Genomic DNA, 17,467 nt, shown 5'->3' on the forward strand with positions numbered 1-17,467 from the left:
TCCCACATTGGATCTTCAGTGGAAAGAGATTGATGTATTCACTAGATGACCTGCTGCACCTGATGAACCGCCTGCGCGACCCGCAATACGGCTGCCCGTGGGACATCAAGCAAACCTACGCAACAATCGTCCCGCATACCCTCGAAGAAGCCTACGAAGTGGCCGACGCCATCGAGCGTGGCGATTTCGATCACCTGCAAGGCGAGTTGGGCGACCTGTTATTCCAGGTGGTGTATTACAGCCAGTTGGCCCGAGAAGAAGGGCGCTTCGAATTTGCCGGGGTGATCGACAGCATCACGCGCAAGCTGATTCGACGCCATCCCCATGTGTTTCCCACTGGCGATCTGTATGCACCGCTGGATATTCCGCAATTGAGCGAAGAACAGGTCAAGGAGCGCTGGGAGCAGATCAAGGCCGAGGAGCGTGCGGAAAAATCCGACGCACCTGAGCAACTTTCCCTTCTGGATGATGTGCCAACGGCCTTGCCTTCACTGTCCCGTGCGGCCAAATTGCAAAAGCGCGCCAGCCAGGTCGGTTTCGACTGGCCAGCCGCCTTGCCGGTGGTGGACAACGTGCGTGAAGAGTTGGATGAAGTGCTCGAAGCCATGGCCGATAACGATCCGCAGGCCATTGCCGATGAAGTCGGTGACCTGCTGTTTGCCGCCGTCAACCTGGCCCGTCACCTCAAGGTTGACCCGGAAACCGCACTGCGCGATGCCAATGCCAAGTTCGAACGACGTTTCCGATTTATCGAACAGGCATTGCGCGATACGCACCAACCCATAGAAGATTGCACCCTCGAAGAGTTGGACGCCCTGTGGGGCGAAGCCAAACGCCAGGAAAAGAATGTGTCCAGCTGCGGTTGAGCAGCTGCCTAAGTGAGTAAGCACCATGAGCCTTTCCCTTCGCGACCAGTTGCTCAAAGCAGGTCTGGTCAACCAAAAGCAGGCCAAGCAGGTCGGCAAAGAGAAGCAGAAGCAGCAGCGTCTGGTCCACAAGGGCCAGGCCGAAGTCGATGATACCCAGGCACGCCTGGCCGCTGAGGCACACGCCGAGAAGGTCAAGCGTGACCAGGAGCTCAACCGCCAGCAGCAGGAAAAAGCCGAGGCCAAGGCGCGTACTGCCCAGGTCAAGCAGTTGATCGAAACCTCGCGCTTGCCCAAGTTGACCACCGAGGACTACTACAACTTTGTCGATGACAAGAAGGTCAAGCGCCTGTCGGTCAACACCTTGATGCGCAACAAGCTGAGCAACGGCTCCTTGGCGATCGTGCACCACGGTGGCGGCTATGAGGTGATCCCGCGTGAAGCGGCGCTGAAGATCCAGGAGCGGGCGCCGGAACGTATCGTGCAGATGAACATCCTCACCGAAAGCCAGGTGCCGGATGAGGATGATCCGTACGCCGCGTACCAGATCCCGGATGATCTGATGTGGTAAGGCTGTAGAAACAACAAACCCCGCTCAAAGGCGGGGTTTTTGTGTGTAGACGGCCCGGCTGCGTGGGCCGGGCGTCCACATGATTTCAGTGTTTCAGGAGCTTTTTGCCTGGCGTTGCAGTTCGAGAGTCTCGAGCTCGTTTTTATAATTGTGGGCGTCGCTCTCGTTGTGGAACATGCCGACCAATACGTCTTGCTGATGGACATCCCAGATGTGAATCCCGTGGCCTACTGCTTCATGGGACATATGCTCATCGTCGCGTTCAGTTACTTTTACAGTCATCTGCTTGCTCCAATCTCTGGTTGATCTGCGGCAAGTCGTCGCAGGCCTTTGTTATATAATTTGTTAGCTTGCTAAGTAAATGGGTTTTGCGCGCAACAATTCATTGCAGGAAACGCAACAATCGCGCAGGCCGCTAAACCCGTGGCATTCGGTCGCAGGGGCATGAGTTTTATGACAAAAGTTTCATGTTTGCTTCTAGCAATAAGACCTTTGTCGGCCCTACCACCGCTATCGGGAGCAAGCCCCCTCCCACATTTGAAATGCATTCCACTGTGGGAGGGGGCTTGCTCCCGATAGCGTCATAAGCTTCACAGTAAAATTTCCAGGCAAAAAAAAGCCCCGCATTCAGCGAGGCTCTTTTCCAGCACATCTGCAATCAGCTGCCCTTGACGGCCTGGCCATCAACGGTGCCATCCTGCAGCATGATGTTGTATTCCTTGCCATCGGTCTCAACCTGGCGCAGGGCAACCAGAATGCCGCCCTGGTCCTTGGCAAACCACATCTGCGTGATGCGCTTGCTCTGGGAGGGATCACGTACGCGTTCAACTTTGATCGCGTCAATGGAGCCTACCTTGGTCTGAACCTTTTCCGGGCCAATCACACGGAAGTCATAGGTATCGACATCAGTGCCTTCGGCCACTCGGTAGCTCATGCTCTTCTTGCCGGCAGCCACGTCGCGCTGAAGGGCGAGCTGATACGTGGACTTGTCGAGCATGCCGCTTTCGAGGGTGACGTTGACCGGATCCTTGTTTTCAAAGCCGGTGATTTTCTTGTTCGCCTGGTCGAAATCCAGGTTGATCTTCTTGGCCTTGCCCAAACCGCCGCGCTCGAAGCTGTAGCTCTTGGGTTGCAGGGTGTCCTTGTCGAACAGGATCACACTGGTTTCGGTCAGGCTGGCAATCATCATCGAGGCCTTGAAGTTCAAGGTCCAGGTGCCGTCGCCGTTTTTGGTCAGGCTGCGTTCAGCCGAACCACTCATGGGCAGTTGCTTCCAGTCGGCGGTGTAGCTGACGGAGAAAGGGTGAAGGTCTGCCGCTTGTACGGCAGGCAAAGCGAACAGCGCAAAAGCGAAGAGCAGGGCGCGACGCATAAAATCTCCTAGGTTCGAATCAAGTGGCCGCTGGCCGCGAGTAACTGACCGTCCAATAATGCACCCTGGTCGCCAAGAATCAACCGTCCCTCGGCAAACCAGCGAACAGCCAGCGGGTAAATCCTGTGTTCCTGGGTATGAACCCGTTGCGCAAGCGTCTGCGCTGAGTCGCCTGACTCTACCGGAACCACTGCCTGTACGACCAGAGGCCCGCCATCGAGTTCCTCGGTGACAAAGTGCACGCTGCAGCCATGCTCGCTGTCGCCGGCGTCGAGGGCGCGCTGATGGGTGTGCATGCCTTTGTACTTGGGCAGCAGGGAAGGGTGGATATTGAGCAGGCGCCCTTCGTAGTGCCGCACGAAATCAGCACTGAGGATGCGCATGAAGCCGGCAAGCACGACGAGCTTGGGATTGAAGGCGTCGATCAGTTCGACCAGGGCGCGGTCGAAGGCCTCGCGGCCGTCGAACGCCTTGTGATCCAGCGAGCGGGTGTCGATACCCGCGTCCCTGGCGCGTTGCAGGCCGTAGGCGTCGCTGCGGTTGGAAATCACCGCAGCGATGCGCACCGGGCTGTCGCCGCTGCGCGTGCTATCGATCAGGGCCTGCAAGTTACTGCCGGTGCCGGAGAGCAGCACCACGACATCACAGGTTGCAGGCATCAGTGCGCCTTAAGGTTCTTCAGTTCAACCTGGGCTGCGCCTTCCGGAGCAGTGGCGATCTGGCCGATGACCCAAGGTTGCTCGCCGGCTTCACGCAATACGTTCAGCGCGGTTTCAACGTGCTCTTGCGCCACGCAGATGACCATGCCCACACCGCAGTTCAGCACGCGGTGCATCTCGGTTTCGTTGACGTTGCCTTTCTCTTGCAGCCAATCGAAGACTGCCGGGCGCTGCCAGCTGGCCACGTCGACAATCGCCTGGGCGCCTTTTGGCAGGACGCGCGGGATGTTGTCCAGCAGGCCGCCGCCAGTGATGTGGGCCATGGCCTTGACGGCACCGGTGTCCTTGATCAGCTTGAGCAGTGGCTTGACGTAAATGCGGGTCGGGGCCATCAGCAGGTCGGTCAGAGGCTTGCCGTCGAGCTGGATGTTCTCGATGTCGGCGCCGGACACTTCGATGATCTTGCGGATCAGCGAGTAACCGTTGGAGTGCGGGCCGGACGATGGCAGGGCGAGCAGGGCGTCGCCGGCAGCCACTTTGGAGCCGTCGATGATCTCGGCCTTTTCCACGACGCCGACGCAGAAACCGGCCAGGTCGTAGTCTTCGCCTTCGTACATGCCTGGCATTTCAGCGGTTTCGCCGCCGACCAGCGAGCACCCCGACAGTTCGCAGCCGGCGCCGATGCCGGTGACCACCTGGGTTGCGGTTTCGACATTGAGCTTGCCGGTGGCGTAGTAGTCGAGGAAGAACAACGGCTCGGCGCCGCACACCACCAAGTCGTTGACGCACATGGCAACCAGGTCGATGCCGATGCTGTCGTGCTTGTTCAGGTTCAGGGCCAGGCGCAGCTTGGTGCCTACGCCGTCGGTGCCGGACACCAGTACAGGCTGCTTGTAGCCGGCCGGGATTTCGCAGAGGGCGCCAAAACCGCCCAGGCCGCCCATGACTTCAGGGCGCGCAGTGCGCTTGGCGACGCTCTTGATGCGTTCGACCAATGCTTCACCGGCGTCGATGTCTACACCGGCGTCCTTGTAGCTCAGGGAGGGTTGCTTGCTCATGATCCAGGCCTTTAGGGGGGGATTCAGGGGTAACGACCGAGCGGGCGGGCGCTTTTTAAAAAGGCCGCTGCCGTTGACGGTCTGCGAAGGCGCGCGATTTTATCAGGCTTGAAGGGCAGCGGCCATCCTCGGGCCGACGGGCAGGGCCATATAGATTAAAAAAGCCGGTTAAAAAATGCTGATCGGCTCTGCCAAGCGGCGTATTAAGGTATAGCCTTGAACCCGCTATCGTTATGACAGTACAAAAACTTACCGAGGCCCTGTGAATGTTTTGCCGGGTGCTGTGGTCACAGCCTGGCTAAACCGATTCACGCGGTCTGTTCCAGCCGCTAAATTTGTCGTTCGGGAATCTTCCATGCGTCTGTGTAAATTCTTCTTTGTGGGCTGTTTGTCGTTGGTCAGCCTGGCGAGTCATGCCGAAACCCTCAATGGCCTCTATCAAGTGCTCGAACCGGTCAGCAGCCAGTCGCCCCAGGAGCGTGACCAGGCCACCCAGCGCGCCGTGCAGACCCTGGTGATCCGCCTCACCGGCGACGCCAAGGCCGCCGACGGCCCGGGCCTGGCGGCAATCCGCAAGGACCCGCAACAAATCATCACCCAATATGGCTACGACGCGGGCCCGCCCGAGAGCCTGCAAGTGGACTTCGACCCGGTCAGCACCGACCGCGCCTTGCGTGATGCCGGCCTGTCGATCTGGGGCAGTAATCGGCCGTCGATTCTCGGTTGGTGGCTGAACGATTCCACCGAAGGCAGCAGCCTGGTCGGCGATGGCCAGGCGGTTGCCCAGACACTGCGCCGCGCCGCGCAACACCGTGGCTTGCCGTTGCGCCTGCCGCTGGGCGACCTGGATGAGCAAGTGGTTGCCACTGCGCCGAATCTGGAAAGCGCGGACGCTGCGCCCTTGCGTGCAGCCTCCGAGCGCTACGGAGCCGATGCGTTGCTGGCTGTGCATGCGCGCCAGGAAGGTAATCAGTGGCAGGCCAAATGGCGTCTGTGGCTGGGCGATAAGTCTGAGCAAGGTACCGTCCAAGGCGCTGATACTGCCGCACTGGCAGATGCTGTATTGCTGGAGGTCAGCCAAAAGCTGGCGCCGCGCTTTGCGGTCAAGCCCGGCGTGAGCAGCGAGCAGCTGCTTGAAGTGCAAGGCATGAACCTGGAGCGATACGCCGCCCTGGGCCGGTTGCTGGAACCCTTTGGCGGTCAGCCGCAGTTGGTGGATGGCAATCGCATTGTGTATCGCGTCAACGGTAGTGCTGAGCAGTTGCGTACCCAATTGAGCCTGGCCAAGTTGCAGGAAGTTCCCGCAGGTGAAGTCCCGGCCCAGCAACCTGTGGTCGATGGCACGCAACCGGCTGCTGTACCTGAGCCTCAGGCGCAACTGCGTTTTCGTTGGTAAATAGTGTTCCTTCTTCTATATAGAAGAAGGGCGTCGATAATAGATGGAGTGGTTTATGGCGGATACGCGTCGTTGGGTGTGGCTTGGCGGGATAGTCCTGCTGTGCGGTTTTGTGTTCTTGCTGCATTCGATCCTGACGCCGTTTCTGGTGGCGCTGTTGCTCGCCTATCTGTTCGATCCCGTGGTGGATCGCCTGGAAAAAGCCGGTATGTCGCGTACTTTGGGCGTGGTCACGGTGTTCGCACTGTTCACGCTGATTATCACCGCGCTGGTGTTGATACTGGTGCCGATGCTGGCCAAGCAGCTGTTTCGCCTCTACGAGCTGGCGCCGCAGATGCTCGACTGGTTGCAGCACACGGCAATGCCGTGGGCTCAGTCCAAGTTCGGGTTGGCGGATGGGTTCTGGAAGTTCGACAAGGTCAAGGCGGCCATCAGCGAGCATATGGACAAGACCACCGATATCGTTACGGTGGTGCTCAGCCAGGCAACCGCTTCGAGCCTGGCACTGATCGGCTGGTTGACCAACCTGGTGCTGATCCCGGTGGTGGCGTTTTACCTGCTGCGTGATTGGGACATCATGATGGCCAAGATCCGCAGCCTGCTGCCCCGTGACCGTGAAGAACGCATCGTCTCCCTTGCTGCAGAATGCCATGAAGTACTGGGGGCATTCGTTCGCGGTCAGTTGCTGGTGATGCTGGCGCTGGGGGTGATCTACGCAGCTGGCTTGATGGCCATCGGCCTGGAGCTGGGGCTGTTGATCGGCTTGATCGCAGGCCTGGCAGCCATCGTGCCGTATATGGGCTTTGTGATTGGTATCGGTGCGGCGCTGGTGGCCGGTCTGTTCCAGTTTGGCGGCGACCTCTACCCAATGCTGGGGATTGTCGCGGTGTTCATGGTCGGCCAGGCATTGGAAGGCATGGTGCTGACGCCGTTGCTGGTAGGCGATCGGATTGGCCTGCACCCGGTGGCGGTGATCTTTGCGATCCTGGCGGGTGGCGAGTTGTTCGGGTTTACCGGCATTCTGCTGGCGCTGCCGGTGGCGGCGGTGATCATGGTGCTGGTGCGTCATGTTCACGACTTGTACAAGGATTCGGACGTGTATACGGGCGTTGATGAGCCCGAGTTGTAATCGCAATGTCACAAACCCGGCCAAGGCCGGGTTTGTTGTTTGTGGGGCAGGGGGCGTCAAACAATCCGCGTAAAACCGCCAGGTTAACGCAAACCTTTGATTTTGCTTGTGGTCTGCTGCATTGTGCACCCGGCGTCACGGGTATAAACTTTGCAAACTTTACACAGAGGCCACTAACGGTTCGATGGGAGCCGTTCAGTCAGCATGAAACCGATTCAGCTGCCCCTAGGTGTGCGTCTGCGTGATGACGCTACCTTTATCAATTACTACCCAGGCGCCAATGCCGCTGCACTCGGCTATGTGGAGCGGCTTTGCGAAGCCGACGCCGGGTGGACTGAAAGCCTGATCTATCTGTGGGGCAAGCATGGCGTGGGGCGTACCCACCTGTTGCAGGCCGCGTGCCTGCGTTTCGAACAGATGGGCGAGCCGGCAGTGTATTTGCCCCTGGCCGAGTTGATGGACCGCGGTGTCGGCATCTTCGACAACCTTGAGCAATACGAACTGGTGTGCCTGGACGACTTGCAGGCGGTGGCCGGCAAGGCGGATTGGGAAGAAGCGCTGTTTCACCTGTTCAACCGCCTGCGCGACAGCGGTCGTCGTTTGCTGATCGCCGCTTCCACATCGCCTCGTGAGCTGCCGGTGAAGCTGGCCGACCTCAAGTCGCGCCTGACCCTGGCGCTGATCTTCCAGATGCGCCCGTTGTCCGATGAGGACAAGTTGCGTGCCCTGCAGCTGCGTGCTTCCCGACGTGGCCTGCACCTGACCGACGAAGTCGGGCACTTTATCCTGACTCGTGGCACCCGCAGCATGAGCGCGCTGTTCGATTTGCTTGAGCAGCTTGACCAGGCCTCCTTGCAGGCGCAAAGAAAATTGACGATTCCTTTCCTCAAAGAAACACTGGGTTGGTAAGGCGTTGATTTGCCAGCAATCGGCAATTTACGGGCGCCAGAAAACCTGCGTTTGAGCCCAGCGGGCCACGCAAGTGCAGTGATAAATGGAATTACGGCTTAGATGGCATAGTCCAAACAATAAGTCACATAGATCACGATTGAATTTGCAAATCGATGTGATAGAGGGCATAGTCTCGGCTTCTTTACACATCAGCCACGGTCGTGCCCATGCTAAATCGCTTCGCACCCCTCGTGCCTCTCGCACTCGTTACCCTATTGTTTGGTTGCGCCTCCCACCCTCAACAGGTGGCAGAACAGCCCAAACCACAGGTTCAAAATCAGGCCAAGTTCGTTGCTGCACAGTCTGCTTCTGTTTATGAAGAAGAGATGGCAACCGAAAAAGAACTCGCCGAGTTTTCAGACAGCAAGCCTTACCAGCTGCCCCTTCTGGCCGACAGCATTCTTGAACGCGGCAAGTCCCTGATCGGTACTCGTTACCGTTTTGGCGGCACCTCTGAAGCCGGTTTCGATTGCAGCGGTTTCATCGGTTATCTGTTTCGTGAAGAAGCTGGCATGAACCTGCCTCGCTCCACCCGCGAAATGATCAACGTGGATGCACCGTTGGTCGCACGCAACAACCTCAAGCCGGGCGATCTGCTTTTCTTTAGTACCAGTGGCCGTGGTCGTGTCAGCCACGCCGGTATCTACCTGGGCGATAATCAGTTTATCCACTCCAGCAGCCGCCGCAGCGGTGGTGTTCGGGTCGATAACCTGGGCGACAGCTACTGGAGCAAAACCTTCATCGAAGCCAAGCGCGCACTCGCCATGGCCCCGACTACGGTTACCGCTAGTAAGTAAAGTTAAAGTGATACTTGAAGTTTGACGTGTAAGCGCTAGAATCCCTGGACATTGTTGTTATCCGTTCGCGCGAGCTTTGCTTGCGCGTTCTGGTTTTCAACGTTCGGCAGCGAAAGCCGCATCCAGACCAGGATTGTTCTGCACATGTCGACCTCGGCCCGCCTGATGCTCATTGTTTGCGCCGCGCTGCTCAGCGCCTGCGCCAGCCGCCCACCGCCGCCCGCGCCTGTAGCGGTCAAGCCCAAGCCGGTATTCAACTACGCCACCCAGAATTTTTCGCCGGCTGCCGAAGACGTGCTCTTCCGTGCGTTGGGCCTGGTCGGCACGCCTTATCGCTGGGGCGGCAACACACCGGATTCGGGGTTTGATTGCAGTGGCCTGATCGGCTTTGTGTTCCGCGACGCCGCCGGCATTTCCCTGCCGCGCACCACCCGCGAACTGATCGTGATGCGTGGCCAGGACGTCAGCGAGCAGAACCTGCAAACCGGTGACTTGCTGTTCTTCGCCACAGGCGGTGGTTCACGGGTCAGCCATGCGGGAATCTATGTCGGGGAAGGGCGCTTTGTGCATGCGCCGCAAACCGGCGGTACGGTTAAGCTCGACACGCTATCCAAAGCGTATTGGCAGAATGCCTACCTGAGTGCGAAACGGGTTTTACCGGGGAATCTGGCACGCAACCCTTGAGTCGTACATAGATCCAAATGTGGGAGGGGGCTTGCTCCCACATTATTTTGTGGTGTGTTTGAGGTGAGTTATTTGGCTGCCGACACCTGCCACACCTTATTGCCCACATCATCAGCCACCAGCAAATCCCCTTGCTGGTCGATCACCACGCCCACCGGCCGGCCCATGGCTTTCTCGTCGCTGTTGAGAAACCCCGTCAGCACATCCACCGGCTGTCCTTTCGGCTGGCCTCCTTCAAACGGCACAAAAATCACCTTGTAACCACTGTGCGGCTTGCGATTCCACGAACCATGCTGGCCGATAAACGCGCCGTTGCTGAATTGCGCAGGCAACTTGCTGCCCTCGGCGAAGGTCAGCCCCAGTGAAGCGGTGTGCGGGCCTACCGCGTAGTCTGGCGTGATGGCTTTGGCAACCAAATCCAGGTTTTGCGGCGTGACGCGCACATCCACATGCTGGCCGTAATAGCTGAAGGGCCAGCCATAGAAGCCGCCATCCTTGACTGAGGTGATGTAGTCCGGCACCAGGTCGCTGCCGATTTCATCGCGCTCGTTCACCGCAGTCCACAGTTTGCCGCTCTGTGGCTCCCAGGCCATGCCGTTGGGGTTGCGCAGGCCGGAGGCGAAAATGCGGTGTTGGCCGGTGGCGCGATCAACTTCCCAGATGGCCGCGCGGCCTTGTTCGGCGTCCAGGCCATTTTCACCGACGTTGCTGTTGGAGCCGACGCTCACATACAACTTGCTGCCATCCTTGCTGGCCACCACATTTTTCGTCCAGTGGTGGTTCAAGGGGCCACCTGGCAACTCCACGACTGTTGTGCCTGGGGATGTGATTGCGGTTTCACCTGGCTGATAAGGAAAACGCAGCAACTTGTCCGAGTCCGCCACGTACAGGTCGTTGCCCACCAGTGTCATGCCAAACGGCGAATTCAGATTTTGCAGAAATACCGTACGCGTTTCGGCCACGCCGTCATGATCGGCATCGCGCAACAACGTAATGCGGTTCGGGCTCGGCACACCGGCACCGGCGCGGCCCATGACTTTTTCCATCACCCAACCCCGCACGCCTTTGGTGTCGTCTGGCTTGGGTGGCGCATTGGTCTCGGCCACCAACACGTCGCCGTTGGGCAGTACGTAGAGCCAGCGTGGATGCTCCAGGCCCTCGGCGAATGCGGCCACTTGGGTGCCGGCGGCAGCCGTTGGCTTGGCGCCTTCAGGCCAACCGATCGCCGGGGCGATGTTGACGGTGGGAATCAGCGTCTTGTTCGGCTCCGGCAGTTTGGGCGAGGGCCCGGTGCCATCGGAGACTTGCAAGGTGGAGCTTTCGCCGCAGGCGGCGAGGCTGCCGGTGAGCATGATCAGTAAGGCCAGTCGGGTTTTAGGCATGGTTTTCTCCTTGATACCTGTAAGGGTAGAGAAGCACGCTGTACGGATGGTTCAAGTACAAGGCCAGCTTTAATTGACGCTCCACCCCCAACCCACTAACCTTCGCGGCTTGTTCCAGGTGCTCTGTGGCGTGCGCGTCGACAGGGTGAAACAGGGAAGCCGGTGAGCGAGCGCACTTGTACACAGTGCTGCCGCGATTCCGGCGCTGCCCCCGCAACGGTAAATGAGTCAAGACGGTGCTGTTTGCCACTGTATCGCCCGCGATATGGGAAGGCGCGCCCTCGGCTGCTTCGACAAGACGCGCCACTCATGAGTCCGGAGACCGGCCTTGAACATTCAACAGCATCACGGTGGGCGATGCTTGGCTGTCTGTTTTTTCTTTTTCCTGCCCGCCGTTTTTGTCCAGCCCCAACGGAGAGCTGCCATGACCGATTCCCCCGACCGCGACGAACGCCACCTGGCGCGCATGTTGCGCAAAAAAGCCGTGATCGACGAGCGCATCGCCAATTCGCCGAATGAGTGCGGCTTGTTGCTGGTATTGACCGGCAACGGCAAAGGCAAGAGCAGTTCGGCCTTCGGCATGTTGGCCCGCGCCATGGGCCACGGCATGCAGTGCGGTGTGGTGCAGTTCATCAAGGGCCGCAACAGCACAGGCGAAGAGCTGTTCTTCCGGCGCTTCCCCGAGCAAGTTCGCTTCCACGTCATGGGCGAAGGCTTCACCTGGGAAACCCAGGATCGTCAACGCGATATCGCCGCCGCCGAAGCAGCCTGGGCGGTGTCGCGGGCAATGCTCAATGACCCTTCCATTGGCCTGGTGGTGCTGGATGAACTGAACATCGCTCTCAAGCACGGCTACCTCGACCTGGACCAGGTGCTAAGCGACCTGCAAGCCCGCCCGCCGATGCAGCATGTGGTGGTCACTGGCCGTGGTGCCAAGCCTGAATTGATCGAAATGGGCGACACCGTCACCGAAATGGGCATGCTCAAGCACGCGTTCCAGGCCGGTATCAAGGCACAGAAGGGCGTTGAACTTTGAATCAGCCCCGCCAATGCCCAGCCGTCTTGATCGCCGCTCCGGCGTCCGGCCAAGGCAAAACCACGGTCACCGCTGCGCTGGCCCGTTTGCATCGCAACCTGGGGCGCAAGGTGCGCGTGTTCAAATGCGGGCCGGACTTTCTCGACCCGATGATCCACGAGCGTGCCAGCGGTGCGCCGGTGTATCAATTGGACATGTGGATGGTGGGCGAGCAGGAAAGTCGTCGTCTGCTGTGGGAAGCGGCCGGGGAGGCCGACTTGATCCTGATCGAAGGCGTGATGGGGCTGTTCGACGGCACCCCCTCCAGCGCCGACCTGGCGCGGCACTTCGGCGTGCCAGTGCTGGGGGTGATCGACGGGACTGCCATGGCCCAGACCTTTGGTGCCCTGGCCCTGGGCCTGGCGCGCTATCAGCCCGACCTGCCGTTCGCCGGCGTGCTGGCCAACCGTGTCGGCACCTTGCGCCATGCCCAGTTGCTCGAAGGCAGCCTCACCGAGGGCTTGCGTTGGTACGGCGCGTTATCCCGCGAGACCGGTATCGAACTGCCGAGCCGCCACCTGGGCCTGGTGCAAGCCAGCGAACTCAATGACCTCGATGTACGCCTGGATGCTGCTGCCCAGGCATTGGGCAGTAGCTGCGAAGTGGCCCTGCCGCCGCCCGTGACCTTTGCCGCGCCCGAAGTGATCAAGGCTGAACCGTTACTTGCCGGTGTGCGTATCGCCGTCGCCCGTGACGAAGCCTTTGCCTTTACCTATGGCGCCAGCCTGGATTTGCTGCGGGCCATGGGCGCAGAGCTGACATTCTTCTCACCTATTCATGATCGCCAACTGCCGCAGGCAGACAGCCTTTACCTGCCAGGCGGATATCCGGAACTGCACCACCAGGCGCTGTCGGCAAACACCTCGATGCTGGAGGCCATCCGTGCTCATCACGCCGCCGGCAAGCCACTGCTCGCCGAATGTGGCGGCATGCTCTATCTGCTCGATTCGCTGACGGATGTAGAGGGCGACAGAGCCGAACTGGTTGGCGTGCTGCCAGGCGATGCGGTGATGCAAAAGAAACTCGCGGCCCTGGCCCTGCAAAGTGTCGAATTGCCGGAAGGCACGTTGCGCGGGCACACCTACCACCACTCCTTGACCAGCACCGCATTGGCGCCGATCGCCCGTGGCCTGAGCCCTAACGGCGGGCGCGGGGCTGAAGCGGTTTACCGACAAGGGCGGCTGACCGCTTCCTACGTGCACTTTTATTTTCCGTCGAATCCTGGCGCGGTGGCCGCGTTGTTCGCGCCAGACCTTGAGACCGCTATCGCAGGCAAGTCAGCTCCCACAGTTGACCGAGTTGAAACCCAATCCAATGTGGGAGGGGGCTTGCCCCCGATGAGGCCATGACTGACAACGCCTTCCCCGAGGCCGACCGCCAGGCCGTTTACCGCGCCATCGCCGAACGCCGCGACATGCGCCACTTCACCGCCGGCAGCGTTGCTCCGGAACTGTTGCACCGCTTGCTCCAGGCCGCGCACCAGGCACCCAGTGTAGGTCTGATGCAGCCATGGCGTTTTATCCGTATCAGCGACCGCCGGTTGCGCAGCCAGATCCAGCAGTTGGTGGAAGAAGAGCGCGTGCGCACCGCGCAGGCCCTGGGCGAGCGCTCCGATGACTTCATGAAGCTCAAGGTCGAAGGCATCAACGACTGCGCCGAGGTACTGGTGGCTGCACTGATGGATGATCGCGAGCGCCACATCTTCGGGCGCCGCACCTTGCCGGAAATGGACATGGCGTCTCTATCTTGCGCAATCCAGAACCTGTGGCTGGCGGCGCGCGTGGAAGGCCTGGGCATGGGCTGGGTGTCGCTGTTCGAACCCCAGGCGTTGGCCGAACTGCTGGGTCTGCCACCCGGCGCGAAACCCCTGGCCGTACTGTGCCTGGGGCCGGTGGCTGAGTTCTACCCGGCACCGATGTTGCAGCTCGAAGGCTGGACCGAGCCGCGGCCGCTGAGTGACATGCTGTATGAAAACACGTGGGGAGTGAGTCAATGAGTGTGGCCTTGCTGTGTGTCGCTGCGGTGGCGCTGGATGCGCTGCTGGGTGAGCCCAGGCGCTGGCATCCGCTGGTGGCGTTCGGCAACTTCGCCGGGCGCATCGAGCAGCGTTTCAATAGCGGTGGGCGTGGCTGGCGCAGCCATGGCGTGACCGCGTGGTTTATCGCAGTGGTGCCTCTGACCTTGCTGGCCACCGCGTTATCGTGGGCGCCTTATATCGGCTGGCTCCTGGAAATCCTGGCGTTGTACTGCGCCTTGGGCATGCGCAGCCTGGGCGAGCATGTGACGCCGGTGGCCCAGGCCCTGCGCAGCGATGATCTGGATGAGGCACGCAAACGCGTGAGTTACCTGGTCAGCCGCCAGACCAGCGAACTGGACCGCACCGAAGTTGCGCGCGCCGCAACCGAGTCGGTGCTGGAGAACGGCAGCGATGCGGTATTCGCCGCGTTGTTCTGGTTTGTGGTGGCAGGCGTGCCAGGCGTGGTGCTTTATCGCCTGAGCAACACCCTCGACGCCATGTGGGGCTATCGCAACGAGCGCTTTGAGCGTTTTGGCTGGGCGGCTGCAAAGATCGACGATGTGCTCAACTACATTCCTGCGCGACTGGTGGCCTTGACCTACGCGCTATTGGGCAAAACCCGCCTGGCCCTCAAATGCTGGCGCACCCAGGGCCCGACGTGGGACAGCCCTAACGCCGGTCCGGTGATGGCTGCCGGTGCCGGTGCGTTGGGCGTCGAACTCGGTGGCGCAGCGATTTATCACGGCGAGGTGCATCAGCGCCCGCAGTTGGGCGAAGGCCCGCCGGCCGATGCCGCCTCCATTGATCGTGGCTGGCAACTGGTGCAGCGCGGCGTATGGTTGTGGCTGCTGGTCTTGTGCGTAGGGGCGCAAATCTATGCTTGAACACGGTGGCCGGCTGCGAAAGGCCGCGATTGAATACGGGATTGCCGAAGCGGATTGGCTTGATCTGTCCAGTGGCCTGGCGCCCTGGCCGTGGCCGATTCCCGAGATCCCGCTGCGTGCCTGGGCCCGCTTGCCGGAAACCGATGATGGCCTGGAGAAGGCCGCCTGCGAGTATTACGGCGCCGCCCAGTTGTTGCCGGTGCCGGGCTCCCAGGCCGCGATCCAGTTGCTGCCGCGTCTGCGCCGCTCCGGCAAGGTCGGCGTGCTTTCGCCTTGCTATGCCGAGCACGCCGAAGCCTGGCGCCGCGCCGGTTATGTGGTGCGTGAAGTGCAGGAGCAGGAGGTCGACTTCTTTCTCGACAGCCTCGACGTGCTGGTGGTGGTCAACCCCAACAACCCCACGGGCCTGAGCCTGCCCCCGCAACGCTTGCTGGACTGGCACGCGCGGCTGGTCCAGCGCGGGGGCTGGCTGGTGGTGGACGAAGCGTTCATGGACGTGACCCCCGATTCAAGCCTGGCGAGCCATGCCGATCAGGTCGGTTTGATCGTACTGCGTTCGTTCGGCAAGTTTTTCGGCCTGGCCGGTGTACGCCTGGGCTTTGTGCTGGCCGAACGCAAGTTGCTCAAGTTGCTGGCCGAACAGGTCGGGCCCTGGGCAGTCAGCGGGCCGACGCGGGTATTGGGCCAAGCGTGCCTGCGCGATACGGATGGGCACACCCGCCAGCGCAATCGATGCATCGAAGCGGGCCAGCGCTTGTTCGAACTGCTTGAGCGCAGAGGCTTTCAACCCCACGGCGGCTGCGCATTGTTCCAGTGGCTGATCACGCCTCATGCCGAGCGCCTGCACGAATTCATGGCCCAGCGCGGCATCCTGCTGCGCCTGTTTGTGCACGACAGCAGCGTGCGTTTCGGCTTGCCCGACACCGAAGCCGACTGGTTGCGGCTGGACGAGGCTTTGGCCGCTTACAAGGAAGCCACATGAGTACGCTGATGGTGCAGGGCACTACCTCCGACGCCGGCAAGAGTACCCTGGTGACCGCGTTGTGCCGTTGGCTGGTGCGCCAGGGTGTCGCGGTGGCGCCGTTCAAGCCGCAGAACATGGCGCTCAACAGCGCGGTGACGGCCGAAGGCGGCGAGATCGGCCGCGCCCAGGCGGTGCAGGCCCAGGCCGCCAACCTGGCACCCCACACCGATATGAACCCGGTGCTGCTCAAGCCCAACAGCGACACCGGCTCGCAAGTGATCATCCACGGTCGCGCCGTGACCAGCATGAATGCCGTGGCCTATCACGACTACAAAGCCATTGCGATGCAGGCGGTGTTGGCTTCCCACGCACGTTTGAGCCAAGCCTACCCGGTGGTGATGGTCGAAGGTGCGGGCTCCCCGGCCGAGATCAACCTGCGCGCCAATGACATCGCCAACATGGGCTTCGCCGAAGCGGCGGATTGCCCGGTGCTGTTGATCGCCGATATCAATCGCGGCGGCGTGTTTGCCCATCTGGTCGGTACCCTGGAATTGCTGTCGCCCAGCGAGCAGGCACGGGTCAAGGGCTTCATCATCAACCGTTTTCGCGGTGATATCGCGCTGTTGCAGCCTGGCCTGGATTGGCTGGAGGCGCGCACCGGCAAGCCGGTTGTCGGCGTGTTGCCCTATGTGATGGACCTGCACCTGGAGGCGGAAGACGGCATCGACCAGCGCCAGATCGACAAGGCCGCCCACGTGCTCAAGGTGGTGGTGCCGGTGTTGCCGCGGATCAGCAATCACACTGACTTTGACCCGCTGCGCCTGCATCCTCAGGTGGATTTGCAGTTTGTCGGGCCGGGCCAGGCGATGCCTGCGGCTGACCTGGTCATCCTGCCTGGCTCCAAAAGCGTACGCAGCGATCTGGCCTTCTTGCGCGCCAATGGCTGGGATGCGGCCGTGGCGCGGCATCTGCGTTATGGCGGCAAGGTGCTGGGGATTTGCGGCGGTTTGCAGATGCTGGGTGAGCAGGTGCATGACCCGCTTGGGCTGGAGGGGGTGGCCGGGTCCAGTGCCGGCCTCGGGCTGCTGGCGTTTACTACAACGCTGGAGGAGCAGAAACAGCTGCGCAATGTGCGCGGACGCTTGGTGCTCGAAGATGCTGAAGTGAGTGGGTATGAGATTCACGCGGGTGTGACATCAGGCGATGCCCTGCTCAGCGCTGCGGTGCTGCTGGACGATGGTCGCAGCGATGGCGCGCTGAGTGCTGACGGGCAGATTCTCGGCACCTACCTGCACGGGCTGTTCGAAACACCGGCGGCGTGCAGTGCCTTGCTGCGGTGGGCCGGATTGCAGGAGGTGCAAGAGGTGGATTATCACGGGTTGCGCGAGCGTGATATCGAACGGTTGGCGGATCTGGTTGAACACCATTTGGACACCGATTTGTTGCGCAACCTATGTGGGATTTAACAGTGTGTACGCGATGCAAATGTGGGAGGGGGCTTGCTCCCGATGGCGGCCTGTCGGTGTACATATCCATTGCTGCGTTCGGCCAGCGTGGTTTAACGGGGCGCCTGAGATCAAAAGCAAAATCAAGAGCGGCTCGCTGCGCATCGTGGTTACGTAAAGCGCCGCATTCATTCTGGTTTTGCGCTCCACCTTTGAC

18 protein-coding genes and 1 riboswitch are annotated in these 17,467 nt (G+C 60.7%); of the genes, 13 read left to right on the forward strand and 5 right to left on the reverse strand.

What is annotated here, in order from left to right; all coding sequences use genetic code 11:
- Positions 1-32: 32 nt before the first annotated feature.
- Together mazG and QMK52_RS15265 are read left to right on the forward strand one after the other, a co-directional pair.
- Positions 33-866 (forward strand): nucleoside triphosphate pyrophosphohydrolase, encoded by an 834-nt coding sequence (gene mazG / locus QMK52_RS15260; RefSeq protein WP_005790191.1) that lies wholly within the window; start codon positions 33-35, stop codon positions 864-866.
- Between the two features lie 25 nt (positions 867-891).
- Positions 892-1,437 (forward strand): DUF2058 domain-containing protein, encoded by a 546-nt coding sequence (locus QMK52_RS15265; RefSeq protein WP_005790189.1) that lies wholly within the window; start codon positions 892-894, stop codon positions 1,435-1,437.
- A 93-nt stretch (positions 1,438-1,530) separates the two neighbouring features.
- On the opposite strand, the gene QMK52_RS15270 is transcribed toward QMK52_RS15265, so the two are convergent.
- The 4 genes from QMK52_RS15270 to purM form a co-directional block, all read right to left on the reverse strand.
- A complete protein-coding gene (locus tag QMK52_RS15270) occupies positions 1,531-1,719 on the reverse strand; it encodes a hypothetical protein (RefSeq protein ID WP_003193064.1) in 189 nt (62 codons plus the stop codon).
- A gap of 376 nt (positions 1,720-2,095) precedes the next feature.
- Positions 2,096-2,809 (reverse strand): DUF3108 domain-containing protein, encoded by a 714-nt coding sequence (locus QMK52_RS15275; RefSeq protein WP_122732135.1) that lies wholly within the window; start codon positions 2,807-2,809, stop codon positions 2,096-2,098.
- 8 nt (positions 2,810-2,817) lie between these two features.
- Positions 2,818-3,468, reverse strand: a complete 651-nt coding sequence (gene purN, locus QMK52_RS15280) for a phosphoribosylglycinamide formyltransferase (RefSeq protein WP_005790184.1) — start codon at positions 3,466-3,468, stop codon at positions 2,818-2,820.
- Complete coding sequence (gene purM, locus QMK52_RS15285) at positions 3,468-4,526, reverse strand: phosphoribosylformylglycinamidine cyclo-ligase (protein ID WP_005790182.1); 1,059 nt, start codon at positions 4,524-4,526, stop codon at positions 3,468-3,470. The genes purN and purM overlap by 1 nt, the downstream gene beginning before the upstream one ends.
- A 355-nt stretch (positions 4,527-4,881) precedes the next feature.
- On the opposite strand from purM, the gene QMK52_RS15290 reads away from it, so the two are divergent.
- From QMK52_RS15290 to QMK52_RS15310, 5 genes are all read left to right on the forward strand, one after another.
- Positions 4,882-5,922: a DUF2066 domain-containing protein gene (locus tag QMK52_RS15290; RefSeq protein ID WP_005790181.1), complete on the forward strand. Its 1,041-nt coding sequence runs from the start codon at positions 4,882-4,884 to the stop codon at positions 5,920-5,922.
- Positions 5,923-5,977: 55 nt separating this feature from the next.
- Positions 5,978-7,051 (forward strand): AI-2E family transporter, encoded by a 1,074-nt coding sequence (locus tag QMK52_RS15295; protein WP_005790179.1) that lies wholly within the window; start codon positions 5,978-5,980, stop codon positions 7,049-7,051.
- A gap of 204 nt (positions 7,052-7,255) precedes the next feature.
- Positions 7,256-7,960 (forward strand): DnaA regulatory inactivator Hda, encoded by a 705-nt coding sequence (gene hda, locus QMK52_RS15300; RefSeq protein ID WP_005790177.1) that lies wholly within the window; start codon positions 7,256-7,258, stop codon positions 7,958-7,960.
- 209 nt (positions 7,961-8,169) lie between these two features.
- Positions 8,170-8,799 carry a C40 family peptidase gene (locus QMK52_RS15305; protein ID WP_005790175.1) on the forward strand — a complete coding sequence of 210 codons (630 nt, stop codon included), beginning with the start codon at positions 8,170-8,172 and terminating at the stop codon, positions 8,797-8,799.
- Positions 8,800-8,943: 144 nt separating this feature from the next.
- The gene (locus tag QMK52_RS15310; protein WP_005790173.1) at positions 8,944-9,483 is read left to right on the forward strand and encodes a C40 family peptidase; all 540 of its coding nucleotides are present in this window, start codon (positions 8,944-8,946) and stop codon (positions 9,481-9,483) included.
- 68 nt (positions 9,484-9,551) lie between these two features.
- Here the strand turns inward: QMK52_RS15310 and QMK52_RS15315 are convergent, their stop codons facing one another.
- Positions 9,552-10,865: a PQQ-dependent sugar dehydrogenase gene (locus QMK52_RS15315; RefSeq protein WP_005790171.1), complete on the reverse strand. Its 1,314-nt coding sequence runs from the start codon at positions 10,863-10,865 to the stop codon at positions 9,552-9,554.
- 99 nt (positions 10,866-10,964) lie between these two features.
- Positions 10,965-11,211: riboswitch (cobalamin riboswitch) on the forward strand.
- Positions 11,212-11,289: 78 nt separating this feature from the next.
- Between QMK52_RS15315 and cobO the strand changes: the two genes are divergently transcribed.
- The 6 genes from cobO to QMK52_RS15345 are packed head-to-tail and all read left to right on the forward strand — an operon-like array spanning position 11,290 to position 17,271.
- On the forward strand, positions 11,290-11,901 hold the full coding sequence (gene cobO, locus QMK52_RS15320) for a cob(I)yrinic acid a,c-diamide adenosyltransferase (RefSeq protein WP_005790169.1): 612 nt from the start codon (positions 11,290-11,292) through the stop codon (positions 11,899-11,901).
- Positions 11,898-13,289 (forward strand): cobyrinate a,c-diamide synthase, encoded by a 1,392-nt coding sequence (locus QMK52_RS15325; RefSeq protein ID WP_320403036.1) that lies wholly within the window; start codon positions 11,898-11,900, stop codon positions 13,287-13,289. The genes cobO and QMK52_RS15325 overlap by 4 nt, the downstream gene beginning before the upstream one ends.
- Entirely contained in the window at positions 13,286-13,936 is a 651-nt protein-coding gene (gene bluB, locus QMK52_RS15330) for a 5,6-dimethylbenzimidazole synthase (protein ID WP_320403037.1), read from the forward strand. Before QMK52_RS15325 ends, bluB begins: the two co-directional genes overlap by 4 nt.
- Positions 13,933-14,841: an adenosylcobinamide-phosphate synthase CbiB gene (gene cbiB, locus QMK52_RS15335; RefSeq protein WP_320403038.1), complete on the forward strand. Its 909-nt coding sequence runs from the start codon at positions 13,933-13,935 to the stop codon at positions 14,839-14,841. Before bluB ends, cbiB begins: the two co-directional genes overlap by 4 nt.
- A complete protein-coding gene (cobD, locus tag QMK52_RS15340) occupies positions 14,834-15,823 on the forward strand; it encodes a threonine-phosphate decarboxylase CobD (protein WP_320403039.1) in 990 nt (329 codons plus the stop codon). The genes cbiB and cobD overlap by 8 nt, the downstream gene beginning before the upstream one ends.
- Positions 15,820-17,271, forward strand: coding sequence for a cobyric acid synthase (locus QMK52_RS15345; protein WP_320403040.1), 1,452 nt, complete (start codon positions 15,820-15,822; stop codon positions 17,269-17,271). Before cobD ends, QMK52_RS15345 begins: the two co-directional genes overlap by 4 nt.
- The last annotated feature ends 196 nt before the right edge of the window (positions 17,272-17,467 follow it).

The sequence above is a fragment of the Pseudomonas sp. P9_2 genome, assembly GCF_034008255.1.
Taxonomy (GTDB): domain Bacteria; phylum Pseudomonadota; class Gammaproteobacteria; order Pseudomonadales; family Pseudomonadaceae; genus Aquipseudomonas; species Aquipseudomonas synxantha_A.

Bases quoted from the DNA above. Each gene is read 5' to 3' on its own strand.
- purM (WP_005790182.1), bottom strand. From the start codon at position 4,526: ATGAGCAAGCAACCCTCCCTGAGCTACAAGGACGCCGGTGTAGACATC.
- hda (WP_005790177.1), top strand. From the start codon at position 7,256: ATGAAACCGATTCAGCTGCCCCTAGGTGTGCGTCTGCGTGATGACGCT.
- QMK52_RS15275 (WP_122732135.1), bottom strand. From the start codon at position 2,809: ATGCGTCGCGCCCTGCTCTTCGCTTTTGCGCTGTTCGCTTTGCCTGCC.
- bluB (WP_320403037.1), top strand. From the start codon at position 13,286: ATGACTGACAACGCCTTCCCCGAGGCCGACCGCCAGGCCGTTTACCGC.
- mazG (WP_005790191.1), top strand. From the start codon at position 33: ATGTATTCACTAGATGACCTGCTGCACCTGATGAACCGCCTGCGCGAC.
- purN (WP_005790184.1), bottom strand. From the start codon at position 3,468: ATGCCTGCAACCTGTGATGTCGTGGTGCTGCTCTCCGGCACCGGCAGT.
- cbiB (WP_320403038.1), top strand. From the start codon at position 13,933: ATGAGTGTGGCCTTGCTGTGTGTCGCTGCGGTGGCGCTGGATGCGCTG.
- QMK52_RS15265 (WP_005790189.1), top strand. From the start codon at position 892: ATGAGCCTTTCCCTTCGCGACCAGTTGCTCAAAGCAGGTCTGGTCAAC.
- QMK52_RS15295 (WP_005790179.1), top strand. From the start codon at position 5,978: ATGGCGGATACGCGTCGTTGGGTGTGGCTTGGCGGGATAGTCCTGCTG.
- cobD (WP_320403039.1), top strand. From the start codon at position 14,834: ATGCTTGAACACGGTGGCCGGCTGCGAAAGGCCGCGATTGAATACGGG.
- QMK52_RS15290 (WP_005790181.1), top strand. From the start codon at position 4,882: ATGCGTCTGTGTAAATTCTTCTTTGTGGGCTGTTTGTCGTTGGTCAGC.
- QMK52_RS15315 (WP_005790171.1), bottom strand. From the start codon at position 10,865: ATGCCTAAAACCCGACTGGCCTTACTGATCATGCTCACCGGCAGCCTC.
- QMK52_RS15270 (WP_003193064.1), bottom strand. From the start codon at position 1,719: ATGACTGTAAAAGTAACTGAACGCGACGATGAGCATATGTCCCATGAA.
- QMK52_RS15310 (WP_005790173.1), top strand. From the start codon at position 8,944: ATGTCGACCTCGGCCCGCCTGATGCTCATTGTTTGCGCCGCGCTGCTC.
- QMK52_RS15345 (WP_320403040.1), top strand. From the start codon at position 15,820: ATGAGTACGCTGATGGTGCAGGGCACTACCTCCGACGCCGGCAAGAGT.
- QMK52_RS15305 (WP_005790175.1), top strand. From the start codon at position 8,170: ATGCTAAATCGCTTCGCACCCCTCGTGCCTCTCGCACTCGTTACCCTA.
- cobO (WP_005790169.1), top strand. From the start codon at position 11,290: ATGACCGATTCCCCCGACCGCGACGAACGCCACCTGGCGCGCATGTTG.